The organism is Mumia spirodelae (genome assembly GCF_050632745.1).
Taxonomy (GTDB): Bacteria; Actinomycetota; Actinomycetes; order Propionibacteriales; family Nocardioidaceae; genus Mumia.
The window spans coordinates 459405-481997 of record NZ_JBODSD010000001.1; the positions used below are offsets into that span (position 1 = coordinate 459405).

At 71.3% G+C, this 22593-nt stretch carries 22 protein-coding genes; 15 read left to right on the plus strand and 7 right to left on the minus strand.

The genetic code is table 11. The features are described 5' to 3' along the window. The first annotated feature begins 26 nt into the window (after positions 1 to 26). Positions 27 to 1040, plus strand: coding sequence for an MBL fold metallo-hydrolase (locus ACQSSQ_RS02310; protein WP_431325415.1), 1014 nt, complete (start codon positions 27 to 29; stop codon positions 1038 to 1040). Positions 1041 to 1116: 76 nt separating this feature from the next. On the opposite strand, the gene ACQSSQ_RS02315 is transcribed toward ACQSSQ_RS02310, so the two are convergent. Further along, positions 1117 to 2196 carry an aromatic ring-hydroxylating oxygenase subunit alpha gene (locus tag ACQSSQ_RS02315; protein ID WP_431325416.1) on the minus strand — a complete coding sequence of 360 codons (1080 nt, stop codon included), beginning with the start codon at positions 2194 to 2196 and terminating at the stop codon, positions 1117 to 1119. Positions 2197 to 2307: 111 nt separating this feature from the next. On the opposite strand from ACQSSQ_RS02315, the gene ACQSSQ_RS02320 reads away from it, so the two are divergent. Continuing rightward, positions 2308 to 3225 (plus strand): hypothetical protein, encoded by a 918-nt coding sequence (locus tag ACQSSQ_RS02320; RefSeq protein WP_431325417.1) that lies wholly within the window; start codon positions 2308 to 2310, stop codon positions 3223 to 3225. A 21-nt stretch (positions 3226 to 3246) separates the two neighbouring features. Here ACQSSQ_RS02320 and ACQSSQ_RS02325 read toward each other — a convergent pair whose 3' ends face one another. The 3 genes from ACQSSQ_RS02325 to ACQSSQ_RS02335 all read right to left on the minus strand — a co-directional run bounded on the left by ACQSSQ_RS02325 (position 3247) and on the right by ACQSSQ_RS02335 (position 6440). Beyond that, positions 3247 to 4653 carry an MFS transporter gene (locus tag ACQSSQ_RS02325; protein ID WP_431325418.1) on the minus strand — a complete coding sequence of 469 codons (1407 nt, stop codon included), beginning with the start codon at positions 4651 to 4653 and terminating at the stop codon, positions 3247 to 3249. Continuing rightward, the gene (locus ACQSSQ_RS02330; RefSeq protein WP_431325419.1) at positions 4650 to 5093 is read right to left on the minus strand and encodes a pyridoxamine 5'-phosphate oxidase family protein; all 444 of its coding nucleotides are present in this window, start codon (positions 5091 to 5093) and stop codon (positions 4650 to 4652) included. Before ACQSSQ_RS02330 ends, ACQSSQ_RS02325 begins: the two co-directional genes overlap by 4 nt. Positions 5094 to 5234: 141 nt before the next feature. Next, positions 5235 to 6440 (minus strand): ABC transporter substrate-binding protein, encoded by a 1206-nt coding sequence (locus ACQSSQ_RS02335; RefSeq protein ID WP_431325420.1) that lies wholly within the window; start codon positions 6438 to 6440, stop codon positions 5235 to 5237. A 271-nt stretch (positions 6441 to 6711) separates the two neighbouring features. Between ACQSSQ_RS02335 and ACQSSQ_RS02340 the strand changes: the two genes are divergently transcribed. The 4 genes from ACQSSQ_RS02340 to ACQSSQ_RS02355 all read left to right on the plus strand — a co-directional run bounded on the left by ACQSSQ_RS02340 (position 6712) and on the right by ACQSSQ_RS02355 (position 11113). Next, on the plus strand, positions 6712 to 7578 hold the full coding sequence (locus ACQSSQ_RS02340) for a branched-chain amino acid ABC transporter permease (RefSeq protein WP_431325421.1): 867 nt from the start codon (positions 6712 to 6714) through the stop codon (positions 7576 to 7578). 3 nt (positions 7579 to 7581) lie between these two features. Beyond that, positions 7582 to 9459 (plus strand): branched-chain amino acid ABC transporter ATP-binding protein/permease, encoded by a 1878-nt coding sequence (locus ACQSSQ_RS02345; RefSeq protein ID WP_431325422.1) that lies wholly within the window; start codon positions 7582 to 7584, stop codon positions 9457 to 9459. Further along, positions 9459 to 10196, plus strand: a complete 738-nt coding sequence (locus tag ACQSSQ_RS02350; protein WP_431325423.1) for an ABC transporter ATP-binding protein — start codon at positions 9459 to 9461, stop codon at positions 10194 to 10196. The genes ACQSSQ_RS02345 and ACQSSQ_RS02350 overlap by 1 nt, the downstream gene beginning before the upstream one ends. Before the next feature lie 77 nt (positions 10197 to 10273). Beyond that, positions 10274 to 11113 carry a FadR/GntR family transcriptional regulator gene (locus ACQSSQ_RS02355; protein ID WP_431325424.1) on the plus strand — a complete coding sequence of 280 codons (840 nt, stop codon included), beginning with the start codon at positions 10274 to 10276 and terminating at the stop codon, positions 11111 to 11113. Here the strand turns inward: ACQSSQ_RS02355 and ACQSSQ_RS02360 are convergent. Both ACQSSQ_RS02360 and ACQSSQ_RS02365 read right to left on the minus strand, forming a co-directional pair. Then, the gene (locus ACQSSQ_RS02360; protein ID WP_431326764.1) at positions 11100 to 11885 is read right to left on the minus strand and encodes an enoyl-CoA hydratase/isomerase family protein; all 786 of its coding nucleotides are present in this window, start codon (positions 11883 to 11885) and stop codon (positions 11100 to 11102) included. The two genes, ACQSSQ_RS02355 and ACQSSQ_RS02360, sit on opposite strands and share 14 nt — an antisense overlap. Then, on the minus strand, positions 11885 to 12799 hold the full coding sequence (locus ACQSSQ_RS02365; RefSeq protein WP_431325425.1) for an LLM class flavin-dependent oxidoreductase: 915 nt from the start codon (positions 12797 to 12799) through the stop codon (positions 11885 to 11887). Before ACQSSQ_RS02365 ends, ACQSSQ_RS02360 begins: the two co-directional genes overlap by 1 nt. Before the next feature lie 90 nt (positions 12800 to 12889). Here ACQSSQ_RS02365 and ACQSSQ_RS02370 point away from each other — a divergent pair, with 90 nt between their 5' ends. The 9 genes from ACQSSQ_RS02370 to ACQSSQ_RS02410 all read left to right on the plus strand — a co-directional run bounded on the left by ACQSSQ_RS02370 (position 12890) and on the right by ACQSSQ_RS02410 (position 21626). Beyond that, positions 12890 to 14047 (plus strand): acyl-CoA dehydrogenase family protein, encoded by a 1158-nt coding sequence (locus ACQSSQ_RS02370; protein ID WP_431325426.1) that lies wholly within the window; start codon positions 12890 to 12892, stop codon positions 14045 to 14047. Next, positions 14044 to 15006, plus strand: a complete 963-nt coding sequence (locus ACQSSQ_RS02375) for an acyl-CoA dehydrogenase family protein (RefSeq protein WP_431325427.1) — start codon at positions 14044 to 14046, stop codon at positions 15004 to 15006. Before ACQSSQ_RS02370 ends, ACQSSQ_RS02375 begins: the two co-directional genes overlap by 4 nt. Positions 15007 to 15100: 94 nt before the next feature. After that, positions 15101 to 15646 carry a nuclear transport factor 2 family protein gene (locus ACQSSQ_RS02380; RefSeq protein WP_431325428.1) on the plus strand — a complete coding sequence of 182 codons (546 nt, stop codon included), beginning with the start codon at positions 15101 to 15103 and terminating at the stop codon, positions 15644 to 15646. Next, entirely contained in the window at positions 15643 to 16275 is a 633-nt protein-coding gene (locus ACQSSQ_RS02385; RefSeq protein ID WP_431325429.1) for a PaaI family thioesterase, read from the plus strand. The genes ACQSSQ_RS02380 and ACQSSQ_RS02385 overlap by 4 nt, the downstream gene beginning before the upstream one ends. Then, complete coding sequence (locus tag ACQSSQ_RS02390) at positions 16272 to 17222, plus strand: TIGR03619 family F420-dependent LLM class oxidoreductase (protein WP_431325430.1); 951 nt, start codon at positions 16272 to 16274, stop codon at positions 17220 to 17222. Before ACQSSQ_RS02385 ends, ACQSSQ_RS02390 begins: the two co-directional genes overlap by 4 nt. A gap of 59 nt (positions 17223 to 17281) precedes the next feature. Continuing rightward, complete coding sequence (locus ACQSSQ_RS02395) at positions 17282 to 18292, plus strand: acyl-CoA dehydrogenase family protein (RefSeq protein ID WP_431325431.1); 1011 nt, start codon at positions 17282 to 17284, stop codon at positions 18290 to 18292. Continuing rightward, the gene (locus ACQSSQ_RS02400; RefSeq protein WP_431325432.1) at positions 18292 to 19452 is read left to right on the plus strand and encodes an acyl-CoA dehydrogenase family protein; all 1161 of its coding nucleotides are present in this window, start codon (positions 18292 to 18294) and stop codon (positions 19450 to 19452) included. Before ACQSSQ_RS02395 ends, ACQSSQ_RS02400 begins: the two co-directional genes overlap by 1 nt. Positions 19453 to 19491: 39 nt before the next feature. Beyond that, complete coding sequence (locus ACQSSQ_RS02405; RefSeq protein ID WP_431325433.1) at positions 19492 to 21120, plus strand: AMP-binding protein; 1629 nt, start codon at positions 19492 to 19494, stop codon at positions 21118 to 21120. Between the two features lie 23 nt (positions 21121 to 21143). Continuing rightward, a complete protein-coding gene (locus ACQSSQ_RS02410; RefSeq protein ID WP_431325434.1) occupies positions 21144 to 21626 on the plus strand; it encodes a nuclear transport factor 2 family protein in 483 nt (160 codons plus the stop codon). Here the strand turns inward: ACQSSQ_RS02410 and ACQSSQ_RS02415 are convergent. After that, positions 21623 to 22579, minus strand: a complete 957-nt coding sequence (locus ACQSSQ_RS02415; protein ID WP_431325435.1) for an NADPH:quinone oxidoreductase family protein — start codon at positions 22577 to 22579, stop codon at positions 21623 to 21625. The genes ACQSSQ_RS02410 and ACQSSQ_RS02415 overlap by 4 nt on opposite strands. Positions 22580 to 22593: the final 14 nt, after the last annotated feature.

Consider the following 22593-nt stretch of genomic DNA (forward strand, 5'->3'; position numbering starts at 1 on the left):
CAGGAGCACGAGACGGAGGAGGCACGATGGCCGGTCGGGACGCGTGGGCGGACGTGACGTACGAGACCGTGGCCCCGGAGGTGCATCGCATCCCGGTGGAGATGCCCGGGGAGGGCCTTGCCGCCACGAACGTCTATGCCGTCGTCGGAGACCGCTCCGTGGGCCTCGTCGACGCCGGATGGTTCGCCGGTGACGCGATGGGCGACCTCGAGCGCGGGCTCGCCGCGCTCGGTGCCGGTCTCGGCGACGTCTCCACGATCGTCGTGACGCACATCCACCCCGACCACTACACGCTCGCCGTCGAGCTGATGCGGCGAACCGGGTGCGAGATCCTCCTCGGGTCCGGCGAGCGGCACTCGCTCGCGCTGATCCTGGACCGGGAGCGCGGCATGTCCGAGTTCGGGGTCGCGCTGCGGCGGTGCGGGGTGCCACGGTCGATGGTCGAGTCTCACGCGCGGTCCGACGTCGACGTCGCCCAGTACGCCGAGCCGACCCGGTGGCTCCACGACGGCGACGTCGTGCTCCTCGGCGACCTGGCGGTGGAGGCGGTCGAGACTCCCGGGCACACCCGCGGGCACATGTGCTTCGCCGGCGACGAGGTCGGCGTGCTGTTCACCGGTGACCACGTCCTGCCGCGGATCACGCCTGCCGTCGGCTCCGAGCCGACCGACCACCTTCACCGGTCGCTGGTCGACTACCTCGACTCGCTGACCCGCCTTCGCAAGCGCCCCGACGCCGCGATGCTCCCCGCGCACGGGGTCGCCGGAGCGAGCGTCCACGAGCGCGTGGACGAGCTGCTGCGGCACCACGAGGTCCGCCTCGACCAGTGCGGCGAGGCCGTCGCCGCGGGCGCTCGCACGGCGTACGAGGTGGCCAAGCACGTGCCGTGGACCAAGCGCGAGAGGGCGCTCGACTCGCTCGGGCCGATGGACCAGCTGATGGCGGTGCAGGAGACGCGGGCACATCTGGAGGTGCTGGCCATGCAGGGCCGCGTCCGCCAGGTGGTCGACCCGGACCTCGACCTGTACGCCCTCGCCTGACGTACGACCACGAAGAAGGCCCCGGCGTCGCCGCCTTGTCGTGGCGACGAGGCCGGGGCCCCGGGGGTCCTTCGGGTCAGACCGGGTTGTGGTCGTAGACCGGGACGGTCCAGTCCTCCGCCTTGCGCTGGTCGCCCTCCAGCCGCTTCCCGTCGCGGTACGGCTTGTCGAAGTAGAACTGCTTGGACCAGCGTCGGAACGCCGAGTAGTAGATCTCCTCGCCACCGGCGTACGGCGGGTGCTCGATGTACTTCTGGTTCTCCCAGATCGCGAAGTCACGGCGGATCTGCGCGTCCTGGAAGCGCAGCATCTGCTCTGCGCGCCCGGTCGGCGGGTCGTCCATCGAGCTCCCCGGCTCGCGCGAGACCGCCATCGTGCAGAAGATCTGGGAGTGCTCCTTGTCGACGGGGGTGGTCGCCGTCATCTGGGCGGTGATGAAGTCACCGATGTGGAAGCGCGCGAGCGACAGCCCGAGCCCCCATGCCTCGGTCTCGGTCTCGCCGTCCACCGGCCCGTCGGGCGTCAGCCACGTCGCCGTCTTGCCGTAGCCGAACCAGTAGCCCATGCGCGTGTGGAGGTACTCGCCCTTCTCCTCCCAGAGCCGCGGCCGGCCCGGCTGGCCGGTCCCGTGGACGAGGGGGAAGTGGAAGTAGTCCGGCGTGTTCTCGATCGGCATCTGGGTGATGATCTTGCGCACCCCGACGTGGTCGGCGCCGTACGGGTAGATCGGGTAGAAGTTCTCCTGGTCGCCGTACTCGGGGACGCCGGGGTACTCCCAGAACGGCGCGCGGCCGTGCCCGTCGTACCAGGCGAGAAGCAGGCCCTGGACCTCGGCGGTGTGCCACCGGTCGAGCGAGACCTTGCGGGTGGCGTTCGGCGCGTACGGGATCTCCTCCAGGGACCCGTCGGTGTTCCACAGCCAGCCGTGGAACGGGCACTCGATGCAGTCGCCCTTGACCTGTCCGCCGTGCCCGAGGTGCGCGCCGAGGTGGGGACAGTAGGCGTCGAGGAGGGAGACCTCTCCGCCCTCCGACCGGAACAGGACCAGGTCCTGGTCGAAGAACTTGACCGGGCGGACGTCGCCTGGCGCAAGCTCCGCCGAGTACCCGATCTGATACCACCCTGTGGCGAATACGTCGTACGGCCAATCCTTCATTCACGTCTCCGAACTTGTGTAAAACCAACCCACTGGTTAGTTGGTTATAATGCGGTACGACGAGCGTGGAGTCAAACGGGACCCGACGCCGGCGAGGTGAGAGGAGACGCAGTGGCCACTGCAGCAGAGGTCGGAGGGTCGGCCGACCTGGTCCTGATGGACGACGTCTCGGGGACTGTCGTCACGATCGCCGTGACGCGCGGGCGCCGGACGTCGCTGGACCGCGTGCTCGTGTTCATGGCCGACGGGGTGACGCTGTGGTACGACCGTGACTTCGTGACCGCGAGCCACCACCCCGACGTGAGCTGGACAGTCGACGGCCGCGCCCAGCGCGTCCGCGTGTCCGTGCACACCGCGCAGGACCTGGAGCCTGCCGAGCACCTGGCGGGCGCCGACGAGGAGTTTCGGGTGCCCGTCACGCTGGACCTGTCGCTGGGGCCGATCTCGCTCCCCGTCCCGCGGCAGCGTGCGTTCGCCGACGGCGGGCTTGCCGGCTCCCAGGTGTACCGCGCCACCGGCTCCGTCGCGGCAGGCAGCGTCGTGGCCTCCGTCCGTGGCCAGGCGTGGGTGGGGGCGACCGGCTTCGCGGCGTCCGGCAACGAGGGCGGCACGCGGCTCCAGGCGGCGTTCCAGGACGGCTCGTCGATGCTCGCCACCGCACCACCGACGCCGGGCGACGTCGGCCCCGGCGCGTTCCAGGAGCACACCGAGACGACTCCGCTGACGGTGTCGGCGCTGCACGTCGAGGGTCCGCCCCGCCGGATCCCCACGCGGATGATCTGCCAGCTCGACGGAACCCTCCAGCGGGAAGGGGGCTACACGGTGCTCGGCGGCTATCGCAGCCTCGACCAGCACCTCGCGTTCGTCCGGGCGAGCTCCGACGGGCAGGGATGGGTGCGCAGGGCGTTCACCCCGTACGACGTCGCCCGCTCCGGGGTGACCGGGTTCGGCCTCCTCGAGCAGGTGGGACGGGTGTCGTCGCCGGACGCGCCGCCGGTCGTCGGCACCGGCATCCCCGAGACGTTCTGAGGCTCGGGACGCCGGACCCGGTCAGACCGCGGGCGAGGGAGCCTGGGGAGCAGGCTCGACGGCGCGTGTCCGCGGGAGGGCCAGCGCCAGCACGCTGGCGACGACCATGGTCGCCGCCAGCACCACGAAGCCGACGACGTACCCGGTCTCCCGGGGGAAGCCGTCCGCCCCCGGGCCGGCGGTGACGACGGTCGCCATCACCGCTGCCCCGACCGCGCCGCCGATGTTGCGGACGTTGAAGTTCACCGCGCTCGCGACGGCGGTCCGCCGCGGGTCGACCGAGACCACGACCAGGGTCGACAAGGCTGCCAGGTTGATCCCGAGCGCGAACCCGTACGCGGTCAGGGTCAGCGCGACCTCCCACGCCTGCGTGCGTGCGGCGACCAGGCTCAGCAACGACAGCGCCATGACGACGCTCGCTCCGATGACCACCCGGCGCGGGCCGTACCGGCGCGTCAGGCGGGCCGCGACGATGCCGCCGAGGAACACGCAGGCGGCCATCGGGGCGAGGACGAGCCCTGATCCGGACACGGTCGCCCCGAGTCCGTAGCCGGTCGACCGGGGCGTCTGCAGGAGCTGCGGCACGTAGGAGTAGACGCCGAACATGGCGAGGCCGAGAAGGAACGAGACGACGTTGGCCGAGCGCACGGCCGGAAGCTTCAGCATGTCGAGGTCGATGACAGGGTGCTCGGCGCGCCGCTCCAGCCGGATCCAGAGGGCGCCGAGCACGACGGCTCCCGCGTACAGACCGAGAGTGCGCGGATCGAGCCACCCCCACGCGGTCCCCTGGGTCGTGGCGAGCAGGAACGCGGCCACGCTGAGGCTGAGGAACGGCGCAGGCAGCCAGGACAGGGAGCCGGAGCCGCTCGGCGAGCGCGGGATCACGACCACGGCGACCGCGGCCGTGATCGCCGTCAGCGTCATCGGAGCGAGGAACAGCGCCCGATAGCCGAGAAGCTCCACCAGAGGGCCGGCCAGGACCAGCCCGACGCTGGCGCCGATCCCGCCGAGTGCGGCGAGCGTGCCGACCGCGGCCGAGGTGCGTTCTGGGGAGAACTCGTCGCGAACGATGCCGAGCGAAAGCGGCATCACGCCCCCGCCGACGCCCTGCAGGACCCGGGCGGCGACCATCACCTGAAGACTCGGCGCGTACGCGGCGACGAGCGATGCCGCGGAGAGGACGGCGAGGACGACGACCAGTGCGCGCTTCTTGCCGTAGACGTCGCCGAGGCGCCCGACGATCGGCGTCGCGACGGCCGCCGCCAGCAGGTACGCGCTGACGACCCACGAGACGCTGCGCGCATCCGCGTCCAGCGCGTGCTGGATCGCGGGCAGGACCGGGATGACCATCGCCTGGAGCAGCGCGAACGCCGTGACGGCCGACATGAGGACCGCGTACGTCGTCAGCCGGCGCACGCGCTGGCTCACAGGCGCACCTTCCGGTTGTCCCAGCTCACGGGATCGCGATCGGGGGTGATGCGGAGGATGACCGTCGCGGCGTACGCGCCGGCGACCCTGTCGGGCAGCGGAGGCGGCAACAGGTCGGCGAAGCGCTCGTCGAGGACCTTCTCGATCCGTACCGCGAGTGCGGGATCCGTCACGATCTCGGCGCGCCCCGCGATCAGGACGCCGCGAAGCTCGCGCCAGGCCTCGCCCGCGTGGACCAGCAACGACACGCGCGGGTTGTTCTCGATGTGCCGCACGCGCTTCGAGGTGCGCGGCGTGCGCACGTACGGGACGCCGTCGACCACGACGTACCAGACGGGGAGGGGGACCGGCGCCCCGCTGGGTGTCGTGGTGGCGAGGACGCCTTCGCCGTGCGTGCCCACGAGCATGGCCCGCTCGGTGGCGTCGAGGGTGATGCCCATGTGTGCTCCTGGGGTGCGAGAACGACTCTCCCGAAATGTACCCGACCAGACAGTTGGTTGGGAACGTTCGACCCGGACGACGAACGGGCGGGACCGCTCCGTGGGGAGCGGCCCCGCCCGTCCGGGGGTCGAGCGGTGGCGTCAGCCGTTGGCGGGCACCACCAGACCGTTCTCGGTCGGCGAGTACGGGACGAATACGAAGTCCTCCGCCGTGACGTTCGGGAAGTGGTTCTCGGGAGAGAAGCCAACGGGCATGACGTAGTTCGGCATGTCCTCCGGGGTCGCCTTCTCCAGCGCCTCGGTCATCTTCTCGGGGTCGAAGCTGCCGGCGAGCTCGGCAGCGTACGCGGCCAGCACGACGTCGTCGTAGGCGACGAGGTAGGTGTTGATCGGGAACGGCAACGTTCCGCCGGCCTCCTTCTTCACCGCCTCGTAGAACTTCTGGAACGCCTCGGACTCCGTCTGCGGCGTGCCCTTGACGTTGGCCGCCAGCTGCTGGAACTCGATGCCCTCCAGGGCCTCGGGCTCCGCGATGGAGTCGAGGTTGTTCGCGGAGAACGTCTGGGCGGCGATCGTCGGGACGTCGATGCCCAGCTTCGCCCGCGCCGCGATCACGGCCGTGGCGCCCGGGAAGTACCCGGCGAGCACGAGGGCGTCCGGATCGTCGGCGAGCACCTGCTGCATCTGCGGGGTCGCGTCCACCGCGCTCGGAGACACGGCCGCAAAGGTCGCCTTGATGCCGGCCTCCTCGAGCGCGGGCTTGGCGACCGCCTGGAACGCCTGGCCGGAGGCGTCGTCGGAGTTCAGCACCCCGACGCTGGTGTAGCCGTCGTCCTGCAGCTTCTTGACGAAGCTCGCGACGTAGTCGGGGATCGTGTGCGCGTTGCCGAAGACGAGCGGGTACTCCTTCGGGTCGTTGAAGGTGTCGGCGGTGAAGTGCTGGGAGGTGAACACGCCGGCGTTGTCGAGGATCGGGATGCCGGCGGGGATCTCCGAGGCGCTTCCCGGCAGCACCGCGTGAGGCTTGCCTCCTGCGAGGAGCTCCTGCAGCTTCGCCGCCAGCTGGTCGGCACTGCCTCCGCTGTCGGTGATGTTCAGCTCGAGGGGCTTGCCGAGGACACCGCCGTCGGCGTTGATGACGGCGACGGCGGCCTTGTTGCCGACCGACATCGCCTCGCCGACGGGAGCGACCGGACCGCTGAGGGCCTGGAAGCTCTCGATGACCATCGGGCCTTCGGCGTCGTCCGACGCGTTGCCCCCGTTGCCCGTGTCGGAGCTGGCGCAGCCGCTCACGACCAGCAGCGCGGAGGCGAGTGCGCCCACGAGCGCAGTTCGTTCCAACCTCATGGTGACGATCCTTCCGGCGTCCAAATGATCATATACCTCTATATGATTCAGATGTGACCTTAACCACACGCTCGAACGAGCGTCAAGGAAAGTTCACCCCCGCACCCATCGCCGTGATCGCACCGAGACCGGCGCTCCAGACGGCAGGACCGATGGTTCATGCAAATCCTAATGATTTAGTTGATTTGATGTGAGCGAGGTCATAGTGTTCGGGGCACCCCGATCGTCTGAACGGGGCAACGACCTCGTCCGTGACTGGGAGGCGCACTCGATGACCGTCGTTTGGGCAGGGCTGTCGGTCGGTGCGGTCTACGCACTCATCGCCATCGGCTACAACATCACGATGACGTTCGGAGGGACGTTCAACTTCGCGCACGGCGCGTTCGTCGTCCTCGCCGGCTTCTTCTCCTGGTTCATCATGGTCGAGCAAGGGTGGCCGTGGTGGACGGCGGCGGCGCTCGGGGCGGTGCTCGGCGCGCTGCTGGCGGTGCTGGAGGAGCTCGTCGCCATCCGACCGGTGCTTCGTCACAAGGACTCGCACGCCCTCCTCGTCACGACCGTCGGCGCCCTCGTCGTGATCGAGGGCGTCCTGATGGCGACCTGGGGGGACGAGCCGAGATCCGTCCCCTTCTTCGGGGGGCAGGAGTCCCTCACGCTGCTCGGCGGGCGGGTCTCCCCTGTGGACCTGTGGCTGATCGTCGCCGCCGTCGTCTTCGGCGTGGGGATGCACCTGTTCGCGCAGCGCAGCCTCTGGGGACTCGCCGCACGGGGCGCCACCAGCGACCCGGACGCGGCCAAGGTCCGCGGGATCAACGTGGCGGCACTCCGCACCGCGTCGTTCGCCCTCGCGGGCGGCCTGGCCGGGCTGCTCGGTCCCCTCATCGTCCCGAAGACCGGCGCCAGCGTGGGGATCACGATCACGCTGACCGTCTTCGGGTTCGTCGCGCTGGCCGTCGGCGGATTCGGCAGCTTCCTGGGGTCGATCCTCGGGGGACTCGTGATCGGCCTCGTCCAGTCCTTCGGGAGCCGCTACCTCGGCGTCGAGTACCCACCCTTGCTGCTCTTCGGGCTGCTCCTGCTCATTCTCCTTCTCAAGCCGACCGGCCTCTTCGGCCAGCGTGGCGTCAGGACGGTGTGAACCATGGTCGACAAGCTGCGCACGCTGACCCTCAGCACACCGTTCGTGGCGGTGCTGGTCTTCATCCTGGTGATCGAGCTGCCGTTGCTCGGCCTGGACCTCTACTGGCAGCGCCAGGTCATGCTGATCGCGGTGTACACGCTCATCTGCAGCGGCCTGAACCTCAGCTTCGGCTACGCCGGCGAGCTGGCACTGGGGCAGGTCGCGGTGTTCGCCTCCGGTGCGTACGTGGCCGCGATCCTCTACAACCAGGGCTACACCGACATCCTGCTCGCGATCGTGGTCGCGGTCGCCGTCGCCGCCTTCGCCGGCCTGATCTCGGGGATCCCCGGGCTGCGGCTGAGCCACTGGTCGCTCGCGCTGGTCTCGTTCTTCTTCATCCTGCTGATCCCCAGCCTGGTCTCGATCTTCCACGAGTGGACCGGCGGGAGCGCCGGGCTCCCCGGCGTGATCGGGCCGACGCTCTTCGGGCGCGAGCTGTTCGGTCCGGAGTTCTTCCAGGTGACGATCGCGTTGACCTTCGTGTGGCTGATCCTGTTCCGCAACCTGGTGGTGTCGCGGTTCGGCACCATCCTCCGCGTGCTCGCGGCCAGCCCGACCCTCACCGAGACGCTCGGTGGGTCGGTCTACCGCCTCCGGGTGCAGGCCTACGTGATCGGTGCCCTTCCTGCGGGGATCGCGGGCGTCTTCTACACCTACATGGCGGGCTTCATCAGTCCCGAGTCGTTCACGATGACGCTGACGATCGCGCTGCTGGCCGCGACCGTCCTCGGCGGGGCGGACAGCGTCTGGGGAGCACCCGTGGGCGCCGCCATCCTGGTCCTCGGGCCGTTGCAGGCGGCGTCGTTCGAGCGCTACTCCGTCGCCGCGTACGGCGTGTTCCTCATCGTGGTCGGGGTGGCCTTCTCCGCGGGGCTCGCGGGCATCGCGCGACGCGTGATCACGAGGCTCGACCGCCGCTACCTGGCCCGTCCGTCGCAGGTCGAGAGCGTCGAGCGCGAGGCCGACAAGGCCGCGCTGTCGATCCCCGGCCAGCGTCTCGAGATCACCGGGGTGACGAAGTCCTTCGCCGGGTTGAAGGCCCTCGCCGGAGTCGACCTCACCGTCGAGCCCGGCACGATCACCGCGATCATCGGGGCGAACGGCGCCGGCAAGACGACGCTGCTGAATGCGGTGTCGGGCGTCCTTCGTCCGGACTCGGGGAGCATCCGGCTGGACGACGAGGAGCTGGTGGGGGTGAAGGCCAGCACGGTCGCCCGCCTCGGCGTGGGACGGACCTTCCAGACCCCGCTGATCCCCAAGCGCATGACGGTGCTCGAGGTGGTCGAGACCGGCAGGCTCCGGCACGGGGGGCTGGGGCTGATCGCGTCGATGCTGCGGCTCCCGGTGCACTACCGGATCCGCCGCAAGGACCGTGAGGCGGCGCTCGCGGCGTTGTCGTTCGCCGGGCTGACGCACCTCGCCCACGAGGACGCGCAATCACTCCCGCTGGGGACGCGTCGCCTCCTCGAAGTGGTGCGCGCCGTGGCCGGTGAGCCCCACGTGCTGCTGCTGGACGAGCCTGCGGCGGGGCTGGACGACGAGGGCCTGCGTGAGCTCGACCAGCTGATGCGGCGCACGCGCGACGCCGGCGGCACAGTGGTGCTGGTGGAGCACAACGTGCCCTTCGTGATGGAGACCGCGGACCAGGTCTTCGCCATGGAGCTCGGGACCGTGATCGCCTCCGGCCCGCCGGACGTGGTCCAGCGCGACCAGAGGGTCATCGACAGCTACCTCGGACGCCGTGGCGACCGAGCGCGCGGCGACGACGCCGCGGTCGCCGCGTCCGCCGAGGTCGGCGCCGGCGAGAGCGTGGACGTGAACGAGACGGGAGTCCGGTGATGGTGGCGAACGAGAGCGCGGCGCCCGAGCTCGAGGTGAGCGAGGTGAGCGTCGCGTACGGCGATCTGGTCGCCGTCTGGGACGTGTCGCTGGAGCTTCGCGCGGGCACCGTGACGGCCCTGGTCGGGCGCAACGGGGCCGGCAAGACGACCTTCATCTCCGGGGTCTGCGGGCTCCTCCCGCTGCGCGCCGGCAACGTCCGCCTGCTCGGCGAGGACGTGACGGGCGTGCCACCGTGGGGCCGGGTGCCGCGCGGGATGTCGGTCGTCCAGGAGGGCAAGCGCGTCTTCCGCGACCTCAGCGTGCGCGACAACCTGCTCCTCGGCCTCCGTGGCCGACGCGTGCGGCGGGCACAGTTCGAGAGCGAGCTGGGCGAGCTGTACGACCGGTTCCCCATCCTGGGGGAGCGGCGCGACCAGCGCGCGGCCGACCTGTCCGGCGGCCAGCAGCAGATGCTCGCGATCGCCACGGCGCTCGCCTCCCGGCCGAAGGTGCTGCTGGTCGACGAGCCGTCCTCGGGGCTCGCGCCGGTCTTCGTCGACGTCGTGTTCGAGTGCCTGGAGCGGCTGCGCGACGAGGGGATGGCGATCCTCCTGGTCGAGCAGCTGGTCGAGGAGGTCCTCGGTGGGATCGCCGACGAGGTGATCGTGATGGAGCGCGGCCGGGTGACGCTGCGCGACGCGGCGGCGAACCTGTCCGTCGACGACGTGGCCCGGGGTATCTACTCATCCCTCTGACGTCACCAGGCGCTAGTCTCGGTGGCCGAGGAACATCGTGCAGGCAAGGGGCCTCCCCTTGACCGGAGAGGACGTCCATGGCTGGCACAGGGCGCGAGCCCAGGGCAGTGAGCGCCGTGCCCCAGCCCCAGCGGCTCAACACCACGAGCGTCGCGGAGGCCGTCGCCTCCCAGCTCAGGTCGCGCATCCTCGACGGGGACCTGGTCGACGGGTCGGAGCTCCCTCCGGAGGCTGCTCTGCTGGAACAGTTCCCTGTCAGCCGGCCGAGCCTGAGAGAGGCGTTCCGGATCCTCGAGACCGAGGGTCTGGTGACGGTCCGCCGTGGCAAGCGCGGGGGCACCGTCATCACCCACCCGGCACCCGCGGGCGCCGCGTACCACGTCGGGCTGCTCCTCCACTCGCGTCACACCTCGCTCGCCGACCTGGCCGCCGCCCGCAACCTGGTCGAGCCGCTCACCGCCGAGCAGGCCGCGCGGCGCCGCAACCACCGCAAGATCGGCCGCGAGCTGAGCGCGCTGACCCGGGAGGCGGAGGAGCACCTGGAGGACGAGCTCCTCTTCACCCAGCTCTCGACCCAGTTCCACCACGACCTGGTGATGGCGGCAGGCAACGAGACGCTGCAGATCCTGGTCGGCGTCCTCGAGGGCATCTGGAACACCCAGGAGCTCACCTGGGCGGCGTCGGCCGTCGACGAGGGCGAGTACCCCGCCATCGGGCTGCGCCGCGACGTCGTGCGCGCCCACCTGCGCATCAGCGAGGCGATCGAGCAGGGCGACGCCGAGAACGCCCTGCGGCTCACGCGCGCCCACCTCAAGGCGACGTCGGGGTTCGTGGCGTCCTCGGGCGGCCGGGTGCGGGTGCTCGACGAGCACGGCAGCCGGCGGCAGGTCCCGATCCGCGTGGCTACCCGCGGCTGAACCGAGGCGTCGTGCGGCCGAGGAAGGCCTCGACGCCGATCCGGACGTCCGAGCCCGCCATGTGCTCGGTCAGCAGCGCCTTCTCCAGGTCGAGCCCGGCCTCCAGCGAGCCGGCGTCGAGCCCGTCGCGGATCGCCCGCTTCATCCCCGCGATCGAGGCAGGGCTGCGCTCCGTGAGCGTCTGCGCCATCGCGCGGCTCGTGGCGAGGACCTGGTCGGCCGGCACGACGGCATTGACCAGGCCGCACTCCCGCGCGTCCCGGGGATCGATCGGTTGTCCGCTGAAGAGCATCCACGCGGCCTGACGCGGTCCGACGATCCGCGGCAGCCGCTGCGAGGCACCCCCGCTCGGCATCAGCCCCCACACGGAGTGACCGTCGCCGTAGTGCGCGTCGTCAGCGAGCACGACCAGGTCGCAGGCCAGCGTCAGCTCGAATCCGCCCGCGACGGCGACGCCGTGGACGGCGGCGATCGAGGGCACGGGGCAGTTCGAGAGTCGGTCGAGCACCCGTCGCCACACGTCGGCGTGGGCGCTGAGTGCGGGCGGGTCGTCGATCCGGTCCTCCGCGGCCACGAGGTCGGCGCCGGCGCTGAACGCGCGGCCGGAGCCGCGGACGATCAGCGCCCTGACCTCGAGGTTCTCCTCGACCTCGACGACGGCCGCCTCGATCGCGAGCAGCATCGGCTCGTCGATGGCGTTGAGCTTGTCCGGCCGGTTGAGCACGAGCTCGGCGACGGGGCCCTCGACGTCGAGGTACGCGACGGGTTGCATCACGGGGCAGCCACCTCGGGGAGAAGGTCGGACGCGAGGGTGTCCATCACCCGGGCGCGGTCGTGGGCGTCGTGGGCGGCGATCGCGAGCACGATCGTCCGTGCCCCGGCGTTGGCGAACTCCGCCATCCGGGACCGGACGGTATCGGGGGTGCCGAGCAGGAGGTACCTCTCGGCAAGCGGCGCGAAGTCCTGCTGGTAGGTGCGGCTGACGGTGGTGACCCCGGTGCGACGCGCCCAGTCGCCGTCCTTGTCGACGCAGACGAAGGCGAAGAGCGCGCCGGTCAGCGAGCTGGGATCCCGCCCGGCCAGCGCGGCCGCCCCGCGGGCCTCGCCGAGTCCCTGAGCCAGGCGTTCAGGAGTCACCATGTACGGCATCCAGACCCGTGCGGAGCGTCCGGCACGGCGCAGTGCACCGGCGCCGCGACCTCCGAGCCAGATCGGCGGCCCGCCGGGCTGGGCGGGGCCGGGGTCGAGGGCGACATGGTCCAGCGTGGTGAACTCCCCGGCGAAGGTGACGCGGTCGCCGGAGAAGAGCAGCCTGAGCACGTCGAGGCCTTCGTCGAGCCGGCGGAAGCGCGTGGCCGGGTCGATCCCGACCGCCTCGAACTCGGCGGGGTACTCGCCGCCGGCGCCCAGGCCGAGGTCGAGCCGGCCGTGAGAGACGACGTCGAGCGTTGCGGCGAGCTTCGCCACCAGCGGCGGCGGATAGAGGGGGAGCAGGCCGACGCTGCTGAGCAGGCGGACGCGCGACGTGACCGCAGCCGCCGCCGCGAGCTGCACGTACGGGTTCGGCACGGGGCCGTGATGGAAGAGGTGCTCGCCGACCGCGATGAGGTCGAAGCCGGCAGCCTCCGCCCGGACGGCTTCGTCGGCCACGGCGGCCGCGTCGTTCAACACCAGTCCGACGGCCATGTCGTCCTCCTTCGGCGAGGTCCGGTACGCAGACCGAGGGGGGTTGCCTGAACCCCTCTTGCTGATATAAATGATCTATATCATAAGCCGATGCCGGGAGTGGATGTGGACCTTGACCTGGGTGATCCCGCCGACGCGCTCCGCGCCCGACTGCGGGAGCTGCTCGACGAGCTGCTCCCCGACGACTGGGCCGGGCCGTTCTCCGACGATCCCGCCGTGCGCCGCGTCGTCCGCGCCGTGCTCGACCGGTTGGCAGAGGAGCGGCTGCTGACGATCGACTGGCCGGTCGAGTACGGCGGTGCCGCCGCGACCGTGTGGGAGTCGACAGTCCTCCGTGAAGAGATGTGGGCGCACCTCGAGCCCCGCGGACCGCAGTACATGGGGCTGAGCTGGGTCGGGCCCACCCTCATGGCCTTCGGCACCGACGAGCAGAAGCGTCACCACCTGCCGGCGATCGCCGCGGGTGAGCGCATCTGGTGCCAGGGCTTCAGCGAGCCCGAGTCCGGCAGCGACCTCGGGTCGCTGTCGCTCCCTGCCACTGCCGACGGGCAGGGCTGGGTCGTCAACGGACAGAAGATCTGGACGTCGTACGCGTCGATCGCCGACTGGTGCTTCCTCGCGGCGCGGACGAGTCGCGACAGCCGTGCGAAGAACCGAGGGGTGACGATCTTCCTCGTCCCGATGGACCGTGACGGCATCAGCGTCCGCCCGATCGCGTCGATGATGGGAGACCAGCACCTGAACGAGGTGTTCTTCGACGAGGTTCGCACGACGCCCGACGACGTGCTCGGCGCGGTCGACCACGGCTGGCAGGTGATCAAGTACGTGCTGAACCACGAGCGCATCGGGATCCCGAGGTACGCGCGGGACGAGCGTCTTCTGTCGGAGCTCGCGCCGAGCGCGCGGACCTCCGACCCCGGGTCGCGGGTCGACTACGTCCGCGCGCTCGTGCACGCGCGCACCGCCCGACTCCTGAACCACCGCGCGATCGCGATGCGTGAGACGGGCGACCTGACCGATCGCGCCGCGTCAGGAGCACGGATCGCGTCGATCGCGCTCGACCAGGAGGTCGCGAGCCTGACGCTCGACGTCCTGGGGGCGCAAGGCCTGCGCCCCGGCGGCGACGGGTTGCTCGGTCATGCCGAGGACGTCTACCGCTACGCGAGATCGGCGACGATCGCGTCGGGGACGATCGAGATCCAACGCATGCTGGTTGCCCGCTCGCTGATGCAGGAGGCGAGGCAGTGAGGCGGGTCTGGGCCTCCGAGGCCGTGGATCTCCAGCATGCCGTCCGGTCGTCGCTGGCCGGCATCGGTGGCGTCGAGCTCGCGCGGTCGGCGGAGGAGAAGGCGGGTCTTCGTGCCGAGCGGGTCCGACCGGCGCTGGAGTCCCTCGGCGTCCTCGACCTCGATCCCCTCGGTGACGAGGTCGAGTCGTCCGCTGCCGTGCTCGCGGCGCACGCCTGCGGGGAGGTCGTCGCTCCGTATCCCGTGACACGGGTGCTGGCCGTCCCCGCCGACCTGCGGGCCGACCTCGACGCGCTCTATCTCGCGGGCCCCGACGCCGAGGTCCTCGAGCACGCGGACCTCTTCGAGCATGCTGCGGTTGCGGATCTGCGCGACGGCCGACTCTGCAGGATCGTCGACGCGTCCGCTCGGCGGCACGCGCCGCTCGACCCGTTCGGAGCGACCGTCGAGCTCGACGACCGCGTGACCGACGCGGTCGTCCCCGCGACGGCGCTGCACATGTCGCACGTGCTGGATGCCTTCTGGGTCGCCGGCGCGCTCCAGACGGCGGCGACCGACGCCGCCCGCTACGCCACGCAGCGCCACCAGTTCGGGAAGCCGATCGGCACCTTCGGGGAGATCCGCTGGCGCCTGGCCGACATGGCGGTGGCGGTCGACGGGCTCGACGAGATGGCGACGTTCACGTGGTTCATGGTCGTGCGCGGACGCGCGACGGCGGCCGACGCCCTCGCGCTCCGCCTGGCGATGCTGGAGGCTGCCGACACCGTGCTGAGCAATGCGCACCAGGTCTTCGGCGCGATCGGCCTGTGCGAGGAGCACGACCTGACCGTCGTGGACCGGCACCTGACGCCGATGCTCGTCCGGCCGTGCGGGCGGGGGAGGACGGCGGCGCTCCTCGTCGAGGCGATCGACCGCTTCGGCTTCAGCGGCACCTTCGACGTCGCCGCGACGGCGCGCTGACTGGGTGGCGGAGGGTTCTATATCAACCATCTGGTTGGTAGGGTACGCGAGACGTCACGACCGCATGGTCCGCTCCTCGACAGGCAGGTACGACATGGACGACGAACTGGTATCGCTGCGACGCGAGGTCCAGCGGCTGCGCGACCACGAGGAGATCCGGCAGCTCCTCTACCGCTACGCGCGGGGTGTGGACCGCGCAGACCTCGCGCTGATCCAGTCGGTGTACGCCGAGGGCGGGACCGACCACCACGGCCCGTTCGACGGCCCGGGGACAGACTTCGCGCACGTCGTCGTCGACGGCGCGAAGAAGGTCTGGGACCACGTCGGCAACCACCACATCACCAACCACTGGATCGAGCTCGACGGAGACACGGCCCGCGCCGAGGTCTACTTCCTCGCCTGTCACCCGCACGCCGACAACGGCCACCCGGAGCTCGCCGTCATGTCCGGTCGTTACCTCGACGAGCTCGAACGTCGTGACGGCGGCTGGGGCATCGTGCGGCGCACGGTGGTCTCGGACTGGACCCGCAACCACGTCGACGGTCCCGAGTGGGAGAAGACGACCGAGCGCGGAGGCTACCCGGGCGGGCGCCGTGGGTCCGGCGACCCGTCGTACCCGTTCTTCGGGGGTGACCGGTGACGGAGCTCGAGAACCGCGTCGACCTCCTGAGCGGGCACTGGAGGGAGTGGGCCGACGGGGCCGCACGCGTCAAGCCGGACGGATGGGAGGAGCTGGTCGCGGGCCTCGGTGCCCTGCAGGACGCGGTGGCCGGGACCGTTCCTCCGGCCGACGTGGTCGCGGAGGCGTCGGAGCTGATGGCGCGGGTGCGCGACCTGCTCGCCCCCTACGAGGTCGCCGGGAGCGAGCAGATCTTCGGGCGGCTGCTCGGCCTTCCGAGCCGCGGCCAGACGTTCAGCCCGACGCTGCAGATCCACGACTTCCGCGACGACGAGCTGGTCGCGACGACGCGCTTCGGACGGTTCCACAGCGGCAACAACGGTGTCGTGCACGGCGGCGCGATCGCGGTCATGTTCGACGACGCCCTCGGTCGGACGGCGGACATCGCAGGCGGCGGCCGCTCGCGTACGGCGTCACTGACGGTGGACTTCCGGAGCCTGACGCAGCTGGACCGCGATCTCGAGGTGAAGGTCCGCGTGGCGAGGGTCGACGGACGCAAACGGACGCTCCACGGGACCCTGAGCGACGGTGAGCGGCTGTGCGCCGAGGCGACCGGGCTCTTCCTCGAGATGCGGCCGGAGCAGGCATGAGACCTCAGCTCAGCGTGTCGATCCGCAACTATGCGCAGACGGCCCCGGCGGACTGGAGGCACGTGCTCGACCAGGCGCGTGCAGCCGAGGACGCCGGCGTCGACAGGGTCTACGTCAGCGACCACGTCCTGTTCGGGGGCGATCTGGCGGCGTACGGCGATCCGGGCAGCGGCGGGCGTGCGGGCGGCGCTCAGCCGACGGGCCCCGACGGCGAGTGGCTCGAGGCGCTGACGGTGATGTCGGCCCTCGCCGCAGTGACGAACCGCCTGCTCCTCGGCACCAACGTCCTGGTCGCGCCGCTGCGGCCGCCGGTGCTGCTGGCGAAGATGGCGGCGTCCCTCGATGCCCTGTCGCACGGGAGGTTCGAGCTGGGCGTCGGGGTCGGGTGGCAGCAGGCGGAGTACGCCGCGCTCGGCCTCGACTTCGGGCGCCGGGGTGCGCTGCTCGACGAGCAGCTGGCGGCGTGCAAGGAGCTGTGGACCGCGCCGGTCGCGCGGTACGCCGGCGCGCACGTGGACTTCGAGGACGTGCACATGATGCCGAAGCCGGTACGGCCTGGCGGTGTGCCCGTCTGGATCGGCGGCAGTGCGCGACCCGTCGTCGCCCGGCGACTCGCGGCGTACGGCGCCGGGTGGCTCCCGTGGAGCACGACGCCCGACACGTTCGCCGAGGCGGTCGGTCAGATGCGGGAGCTGGTCGAGGCCCAAGGCGCGAGCTTCGACGACGTCCAGGTCGCCTACGCCCTGCCGAACCGCTTCACCGACGACCGGGGGATCGACCTCGAGGCGCTGTTCGCCGACGTGCCGAGCCTGGTCGAGCAGGGTGCGACCGACTTCCGCACGGGTCTGCGGGTGCCGCACGGCTACGACGAGGCGTACGCGATGTTCTCCGGACTGGTCGGGCAGTTCGACGAGGTGATCGGACGCCCGGTCTTGTCAACCAACTAGATAGTTGGGTATACAGAACGTGACCAAGGGAGCTTCCCGGAGCGGGTTGAGGAGTCGGCGTGGACTTTGAGCTGTCTGCGGAGCAGCGCGACATCGTGGCCGCCTTCGACCGGGCCTTGTCGCGCGAGTCGTCGATCGAGCGCGTGCGGGCCGCGGAGAAGGCGGGCTTCGACCCCGACCTGTGGCGGGTGCTCCTCGACATGGGGGCGCTCGGCGTCGTCCAGCCCTCGGAGGACGGCGGACCGGGCAGCGGGGCCGTCGAGCTCTCGCTGATCGCGGAGTCTCTCGGACGGCACCTCGGCTGCGTGCCGCTGGTCGAGGCGGCTGCCGCGGCTGTCCTGCTGGCCGAGAGCCGGGTGCCGGTTCCGAGCGGCGCCGTCGGCGACGACCTGGTCGTCTTCGCGCCACGACCCGCCCAGGGCGGAGTCGCGCAGGTGACGGCCGGTGCTGCGGTCGCCGAGGGGATCGTCGTCCTGGACGGAGCCGACCTCGTCCTCGCCACAGGAGCGGTCGCCGAGCCCGTTGACGACCTCGGGTTCACGGCTGCCGCGACGGTGCGCCTGGACGCGTCCGGCGTCGAGCGGACCGTGCTCGCGCGTGACGACGCGGCGTACGCGGCGTGGCGCCGCGGTGTGGGCCGGTGGCACGCCGGCACGGCTGCGGTCCTCGTGGGGATCGCGGAGAAGGCGCTCCAGGTCGCCGTCGAGTACGCCACCGTGCGCGAGCAGTTCGGGGTGCCGATCGGGTCGTTCCAGGCGATCCAGCACGCCTTGGCCGAGGTGGCCGTCGAGGTGGACGGTGCGCGGCTCCTGTCACGTGCCGTCGGGTGGACCCTCGACCAGGCCGGCTCCGGCGACACGAGCGCGGCGACGGCGGCGTACGCCTTCGCGAGCGACGTCGCGGTCCGCGCGGCGGAGGTGTGCCTGCACGTCCACGGCGGCTACGGCTACACGCTCGAGTACGACGCCCAGCTCTTCCTGCGGCGGGCCAGAGCGCTGCGGCTCCACGGCGGGGATCCCGAGCGGCTCTGGGAAGCGGTCGGCGCGGCGACGATGGCGGAGGCACAGTGATGGACTTCGGGACCGACGACCACGCCGAGGCGCTCCGGACGGAGGTCCGCGCGTTCGCCGAGGAGCACCTCACGCCTGCGGTCCGCGCCCGGGTGGCCGAGTCCGGCAACTACCACGACGACGCGTTCCACCAGGCGATGGCGGAGCGCGGTTGGGTCGGTGCGCACTGGGACCCCGAGGACGGTGGGCAGGGCTGGCCGCGGGCGTACAGCGACGTGGTCTACGAGGAGCTGGCCGCCGCGGGTGCCCCCGTCGAGGGGCTGGCGATCACGCAGATCATCGGCGAGGCGATCCGCCGCGTGGGGACGCCGGAGCAGAAGGCGCGCTTCCTGCCGGCGATCTGCCGGGGCGAGGTCCTGCTCGCGCTGGGTTACAGCGAGCCGGCCTCGGGCTCCGACCTGGCGTCGGTCCAGACCCGGGCCGTCCGCGACGGCGACGGCTGGGTGATCGACGGCCAGAAGATCTTCACGACCGCCGGCAGCATCGCCGACTACGTCTTCCTGCTCGCGCGGACGGACCCGACGGTGCCCAAGCACGCCGGTCTCACCCTCTTCCTCGTCCCCACCGACGATCCCGGGTTCTCAGCGGCGCCGATCTTCACGCTCAGCGGCCAGCGGACCAACACGACGTACTACTCCGACATCCGCGTCGCGGACACCGCGCGGCTCGGGGCGGAAGGTGCGGGGTGGGAGATCGTCAACGTCGCCCTCGCGTTCGAGCGGGGCGGTGAGTTCGCCGCCCAGCTGCGGCGCCTCGTCCAGGCGGCGGTCGCCTGGGCGCGGACGGGCGACCACGGGTCCGATCCACGTTTCCTGGCGCGCCTCGGTCGCGCCGCCGCGTCGGCCGAGGTGGCCCGGCTGCTCGGGGCGTACGCCTCGTGGTCCCGCGAGACCGCCCGCGCCGGCGCGGTCGAGGGCACGATCGCGAAGGTCTACGGCACGGAGGCGCTCCAGCGCGCGAGCAGCGCACTGCTCGACGGCGCCGGCGTCGAGGGGCTCGCGAACGAGCGCACGGACGAGTCGCCGGCCGCCGAGGTTCAGCACCTCTACCGCGAGTCCCAGATCGCCACCATCTACGGCGGCACCTCCGAGGTGCTCAAGACCGTCATCGCCCAGCAACGGCTGGGACTGCCGCGCCCACCCCGATCGTCGTCGCGCTGACGGCACCCCGCCCGTCCCGATCCTGCAGGAGGAACCACCATGGCTGCCGAGGTCCACGAGAACATCGCGACCGTCTGGGAGACGATCGCCGAGGTGCGGCCCGACGCTCTCGCCCAGGCGCACGGCGACCGTCGCTTCACCTGGTCGGCGTTCGAACGGCGCGCCAACGGCGTGGCGCGCACGCTGCTCGACCCGCGCGCCAGCAAGGACGACCGGGTGGCGCTGTTCCTCCGCAACAGCCCGGAGTACCTCGAGGTCCAGCACGCGGCCTTCAAGATCGGGATCCCCGCGATCAACACGAACTACCGCTACCGCGACGAGGAGCTGCGCTACCTCTTCGACGACGCGGACGTGACGTCGGTGGTGTTCCACGGCGCGTTCACCGAGACGATGGCCTCGCTGCGTGCCGATCTGCCCCACGTCCGTCAGTACCTCCACGTCGACGACGGCACGGAGGCGTGCCCGGAGTGGGCGGTCCCGTACGAGCAGGCGGCCGCGGCTGATGCCGGACAGGTCCGTTCCGCGTGGGGCCGTTCGGGCGACGACCTCTTCCTCCTCTACACCGGCGGCACGACCGGCATGCCCAAGGGCGTCATGTGGCGGGTGATCGACATGCTCCGTCAGATCAACGACGTCGCGGGTCTCTCCTTCGACCTCGACGATCTCGAGGCGAGCATCCGGAGCACTCTCGTCGAGCCGGGACCGGTGCACATCTCGTGCAGCCCGTTCATGCACGGCAGCGGCTGGTTCGGGGCGACGATGGCGATGCACAAGGGCGGTGCCGTCGCGTCGTTGGTCTCGCCCTCGCTCGACCCAGTGGAGCTGCTCGACACCATCGACCACCACCGGGTCCAGAGCCTGACCATCGCCGGCGAGGTCTTCGCCCGGCGGATCCTGGCGGCACGGGCCGAGGACCCCGAGCGGTGGGACGTGTCGTCGGTGCGCAACCTCCTGTCGTCAGGGGGCATGCTCAGCGAGGCGAGCAAGGAGGGCCTTCTCGAGCTCTGGCCCGAGGCGTCGATCCTCGACGGGTTCTCGTCGTCGGAGGGGTTCGGGATGGGGTGGTCCGTCGCCACGAAGGGCAACATCCCTTCGACCGGGAGGTTCAGCCCCGGGGCCAACACGCGGGTCCTCGACGAGGACGGCGAGCCGGTCGAAGCAGGATCGGACGTGGTGGGCACGCTCGTCGTCGTGGGACGGCTGCCCCTCGGCTACTACAAGGACCCGGAGAAGTCCGAGCGGACGTTCCCCGTCGTCGACGGTGAGCGACGGTCCGTCCCCGGCGACCGTGCCGTCGTGCTGGAGGACGGCACGATCCAGCTGATGGGCCGGGACTCCCTGTGCATCACGTCGGGCGGCGAGAAGATCTTCACCGAGGAGGTCGAGGGGGTCATCCTCGATCACGAGAGCGTGGCCGACGTCCTGGTGATCGGCCTGCCGGATCCCGAGTGGGGGCAGACGGTCGCGGCGGTCGTCAGCCTCGACCCCGAGGCTCCGGCCATCGGAGCCGGCGAGGTCGTCGCGCACGTGAAGGAGAGGCTCGCGAGCTACAAGGCGCCGCGGCACGTCGCGATCGTCGAGACCGTGCCGCGCGGCCCGAACGGCAAGGCGGTCTACTCCGAGGCGCGTCGGATCGCCGAGGAGCTTCGCCAGCCGGCCACGGCCTAGGTCCTGCGGCGGCGGAGCGCGGCGTGGTCTGCGACGAGGTGCTGATCCAGCAGACCGTCAACCTCTACGCGCTCGTCGTCGACAGCCGTCGCTGGGACCTCTTCGAGCAGGTCTTCGTGGAGAACGTGCGAGCGGACTACGGATCGCAGGGCTGCTGGTCCGACCGCGCGGCGTTCGTCGCGGACTTCGCGCGCCTGCACGCGCCGTACGACCACACGCAGCACCTCGTCGCGGGCCACGTCGTCCGGCTCGAGGGTGATGGCGCCGCCGCGTTCTCCCGCGTGTCATGGCGCCTGGCCGTGCGGACCGAGGACGGGTACGCCGGACGCGAGGGCAACGCCTGGTACGACGACGTGCTGCGCCGCACCGTCGACGGGTGGCGGATCACCGAGCGGCGGTGCCGGATCACCTGGTCGCAGCCGATCGCGCCAGGGGGCGGGGGCGACGTCGCGGCCCCTCGGCTGGCGCAGCTCCATGCCGCCGAGCTGCGCTGGCCGAGGTCCTAGGGCCTGAGCACCAGCCGGCCGCGTGCCCGTCGGTCCTCCAGGGTGCGCAACGCGTCGGCCGCGCTGTCGAGAGGGAGGACGCGATCGATGACCGGCCGGAGCTCGGGGTGCTCGTGCATGAGGACGACGAGCCGGTCCCACTCCTCGCGCAACGTCTCGGGCTGGTTGACGAGGTAGGCGCCCCAGCCCACACCGACGAGGTCCACCTGGTGCTCGAGCGTCAGGCTGACGTCGATCGTCGGGATCGTCCCCGAGGCGAAGCCCAGCACGAGCGCCCGACCCCCGGCCCCCATGCAGGCGAGCGACTGCTCGATGCGGTCGCCGCCGACGGGGTCCACGACCACGTCGACCCCCTCGCCGCCGGTGAGCGCCGTCGTCGCGGCCGCGAATCCTTCGACCGGGACGACGTGCAGCCGCGCGTCGACGATCGGCAGCGGGCTCGAGGTGACGGCGACGACCTGCGACGCCCCGAGGGCGAGGGCGAGCTGGATCGACGCCGTCCCCACCCCACCGGAGGCGCCGTGCACGAGGACACGCTCGCCGGCCTTCATCCGCCCTCGCCTGCCGAGGCCGAACATCATCGTGAGGTAGTTCGCCGGCAGGCACGCCCCGTCCTCGAAGGTGATGTCGTCGGGCAGCGGCAGGACGCGTCCGCACGGCACGCTGGCCTGCTCGGCGAACCCCGTGTAGCTGGAGCACACGACGCGGTCACCGACCGTGAATCCGGATCGCGCCGGTGCGTCCAGGACGACCCCGGCGAACTCGCCGCCGAGGACGAAGGGCAGGTCCGGGACCTCCTGGTAGCGCCCGTACGCGAGGAGCAGGTCGGGGAAGGTCACGCCCGCCGCCCGCACCTCGACCAGGACGTGGTCGGGGTGCGGGCGAGGCGCGGGCACGTCGCGCACGTGCACGCCGGCCGGGCCGGTCCGGTCCGTGACGAGGACGGCTCTCATGTCGCGACCGGGTT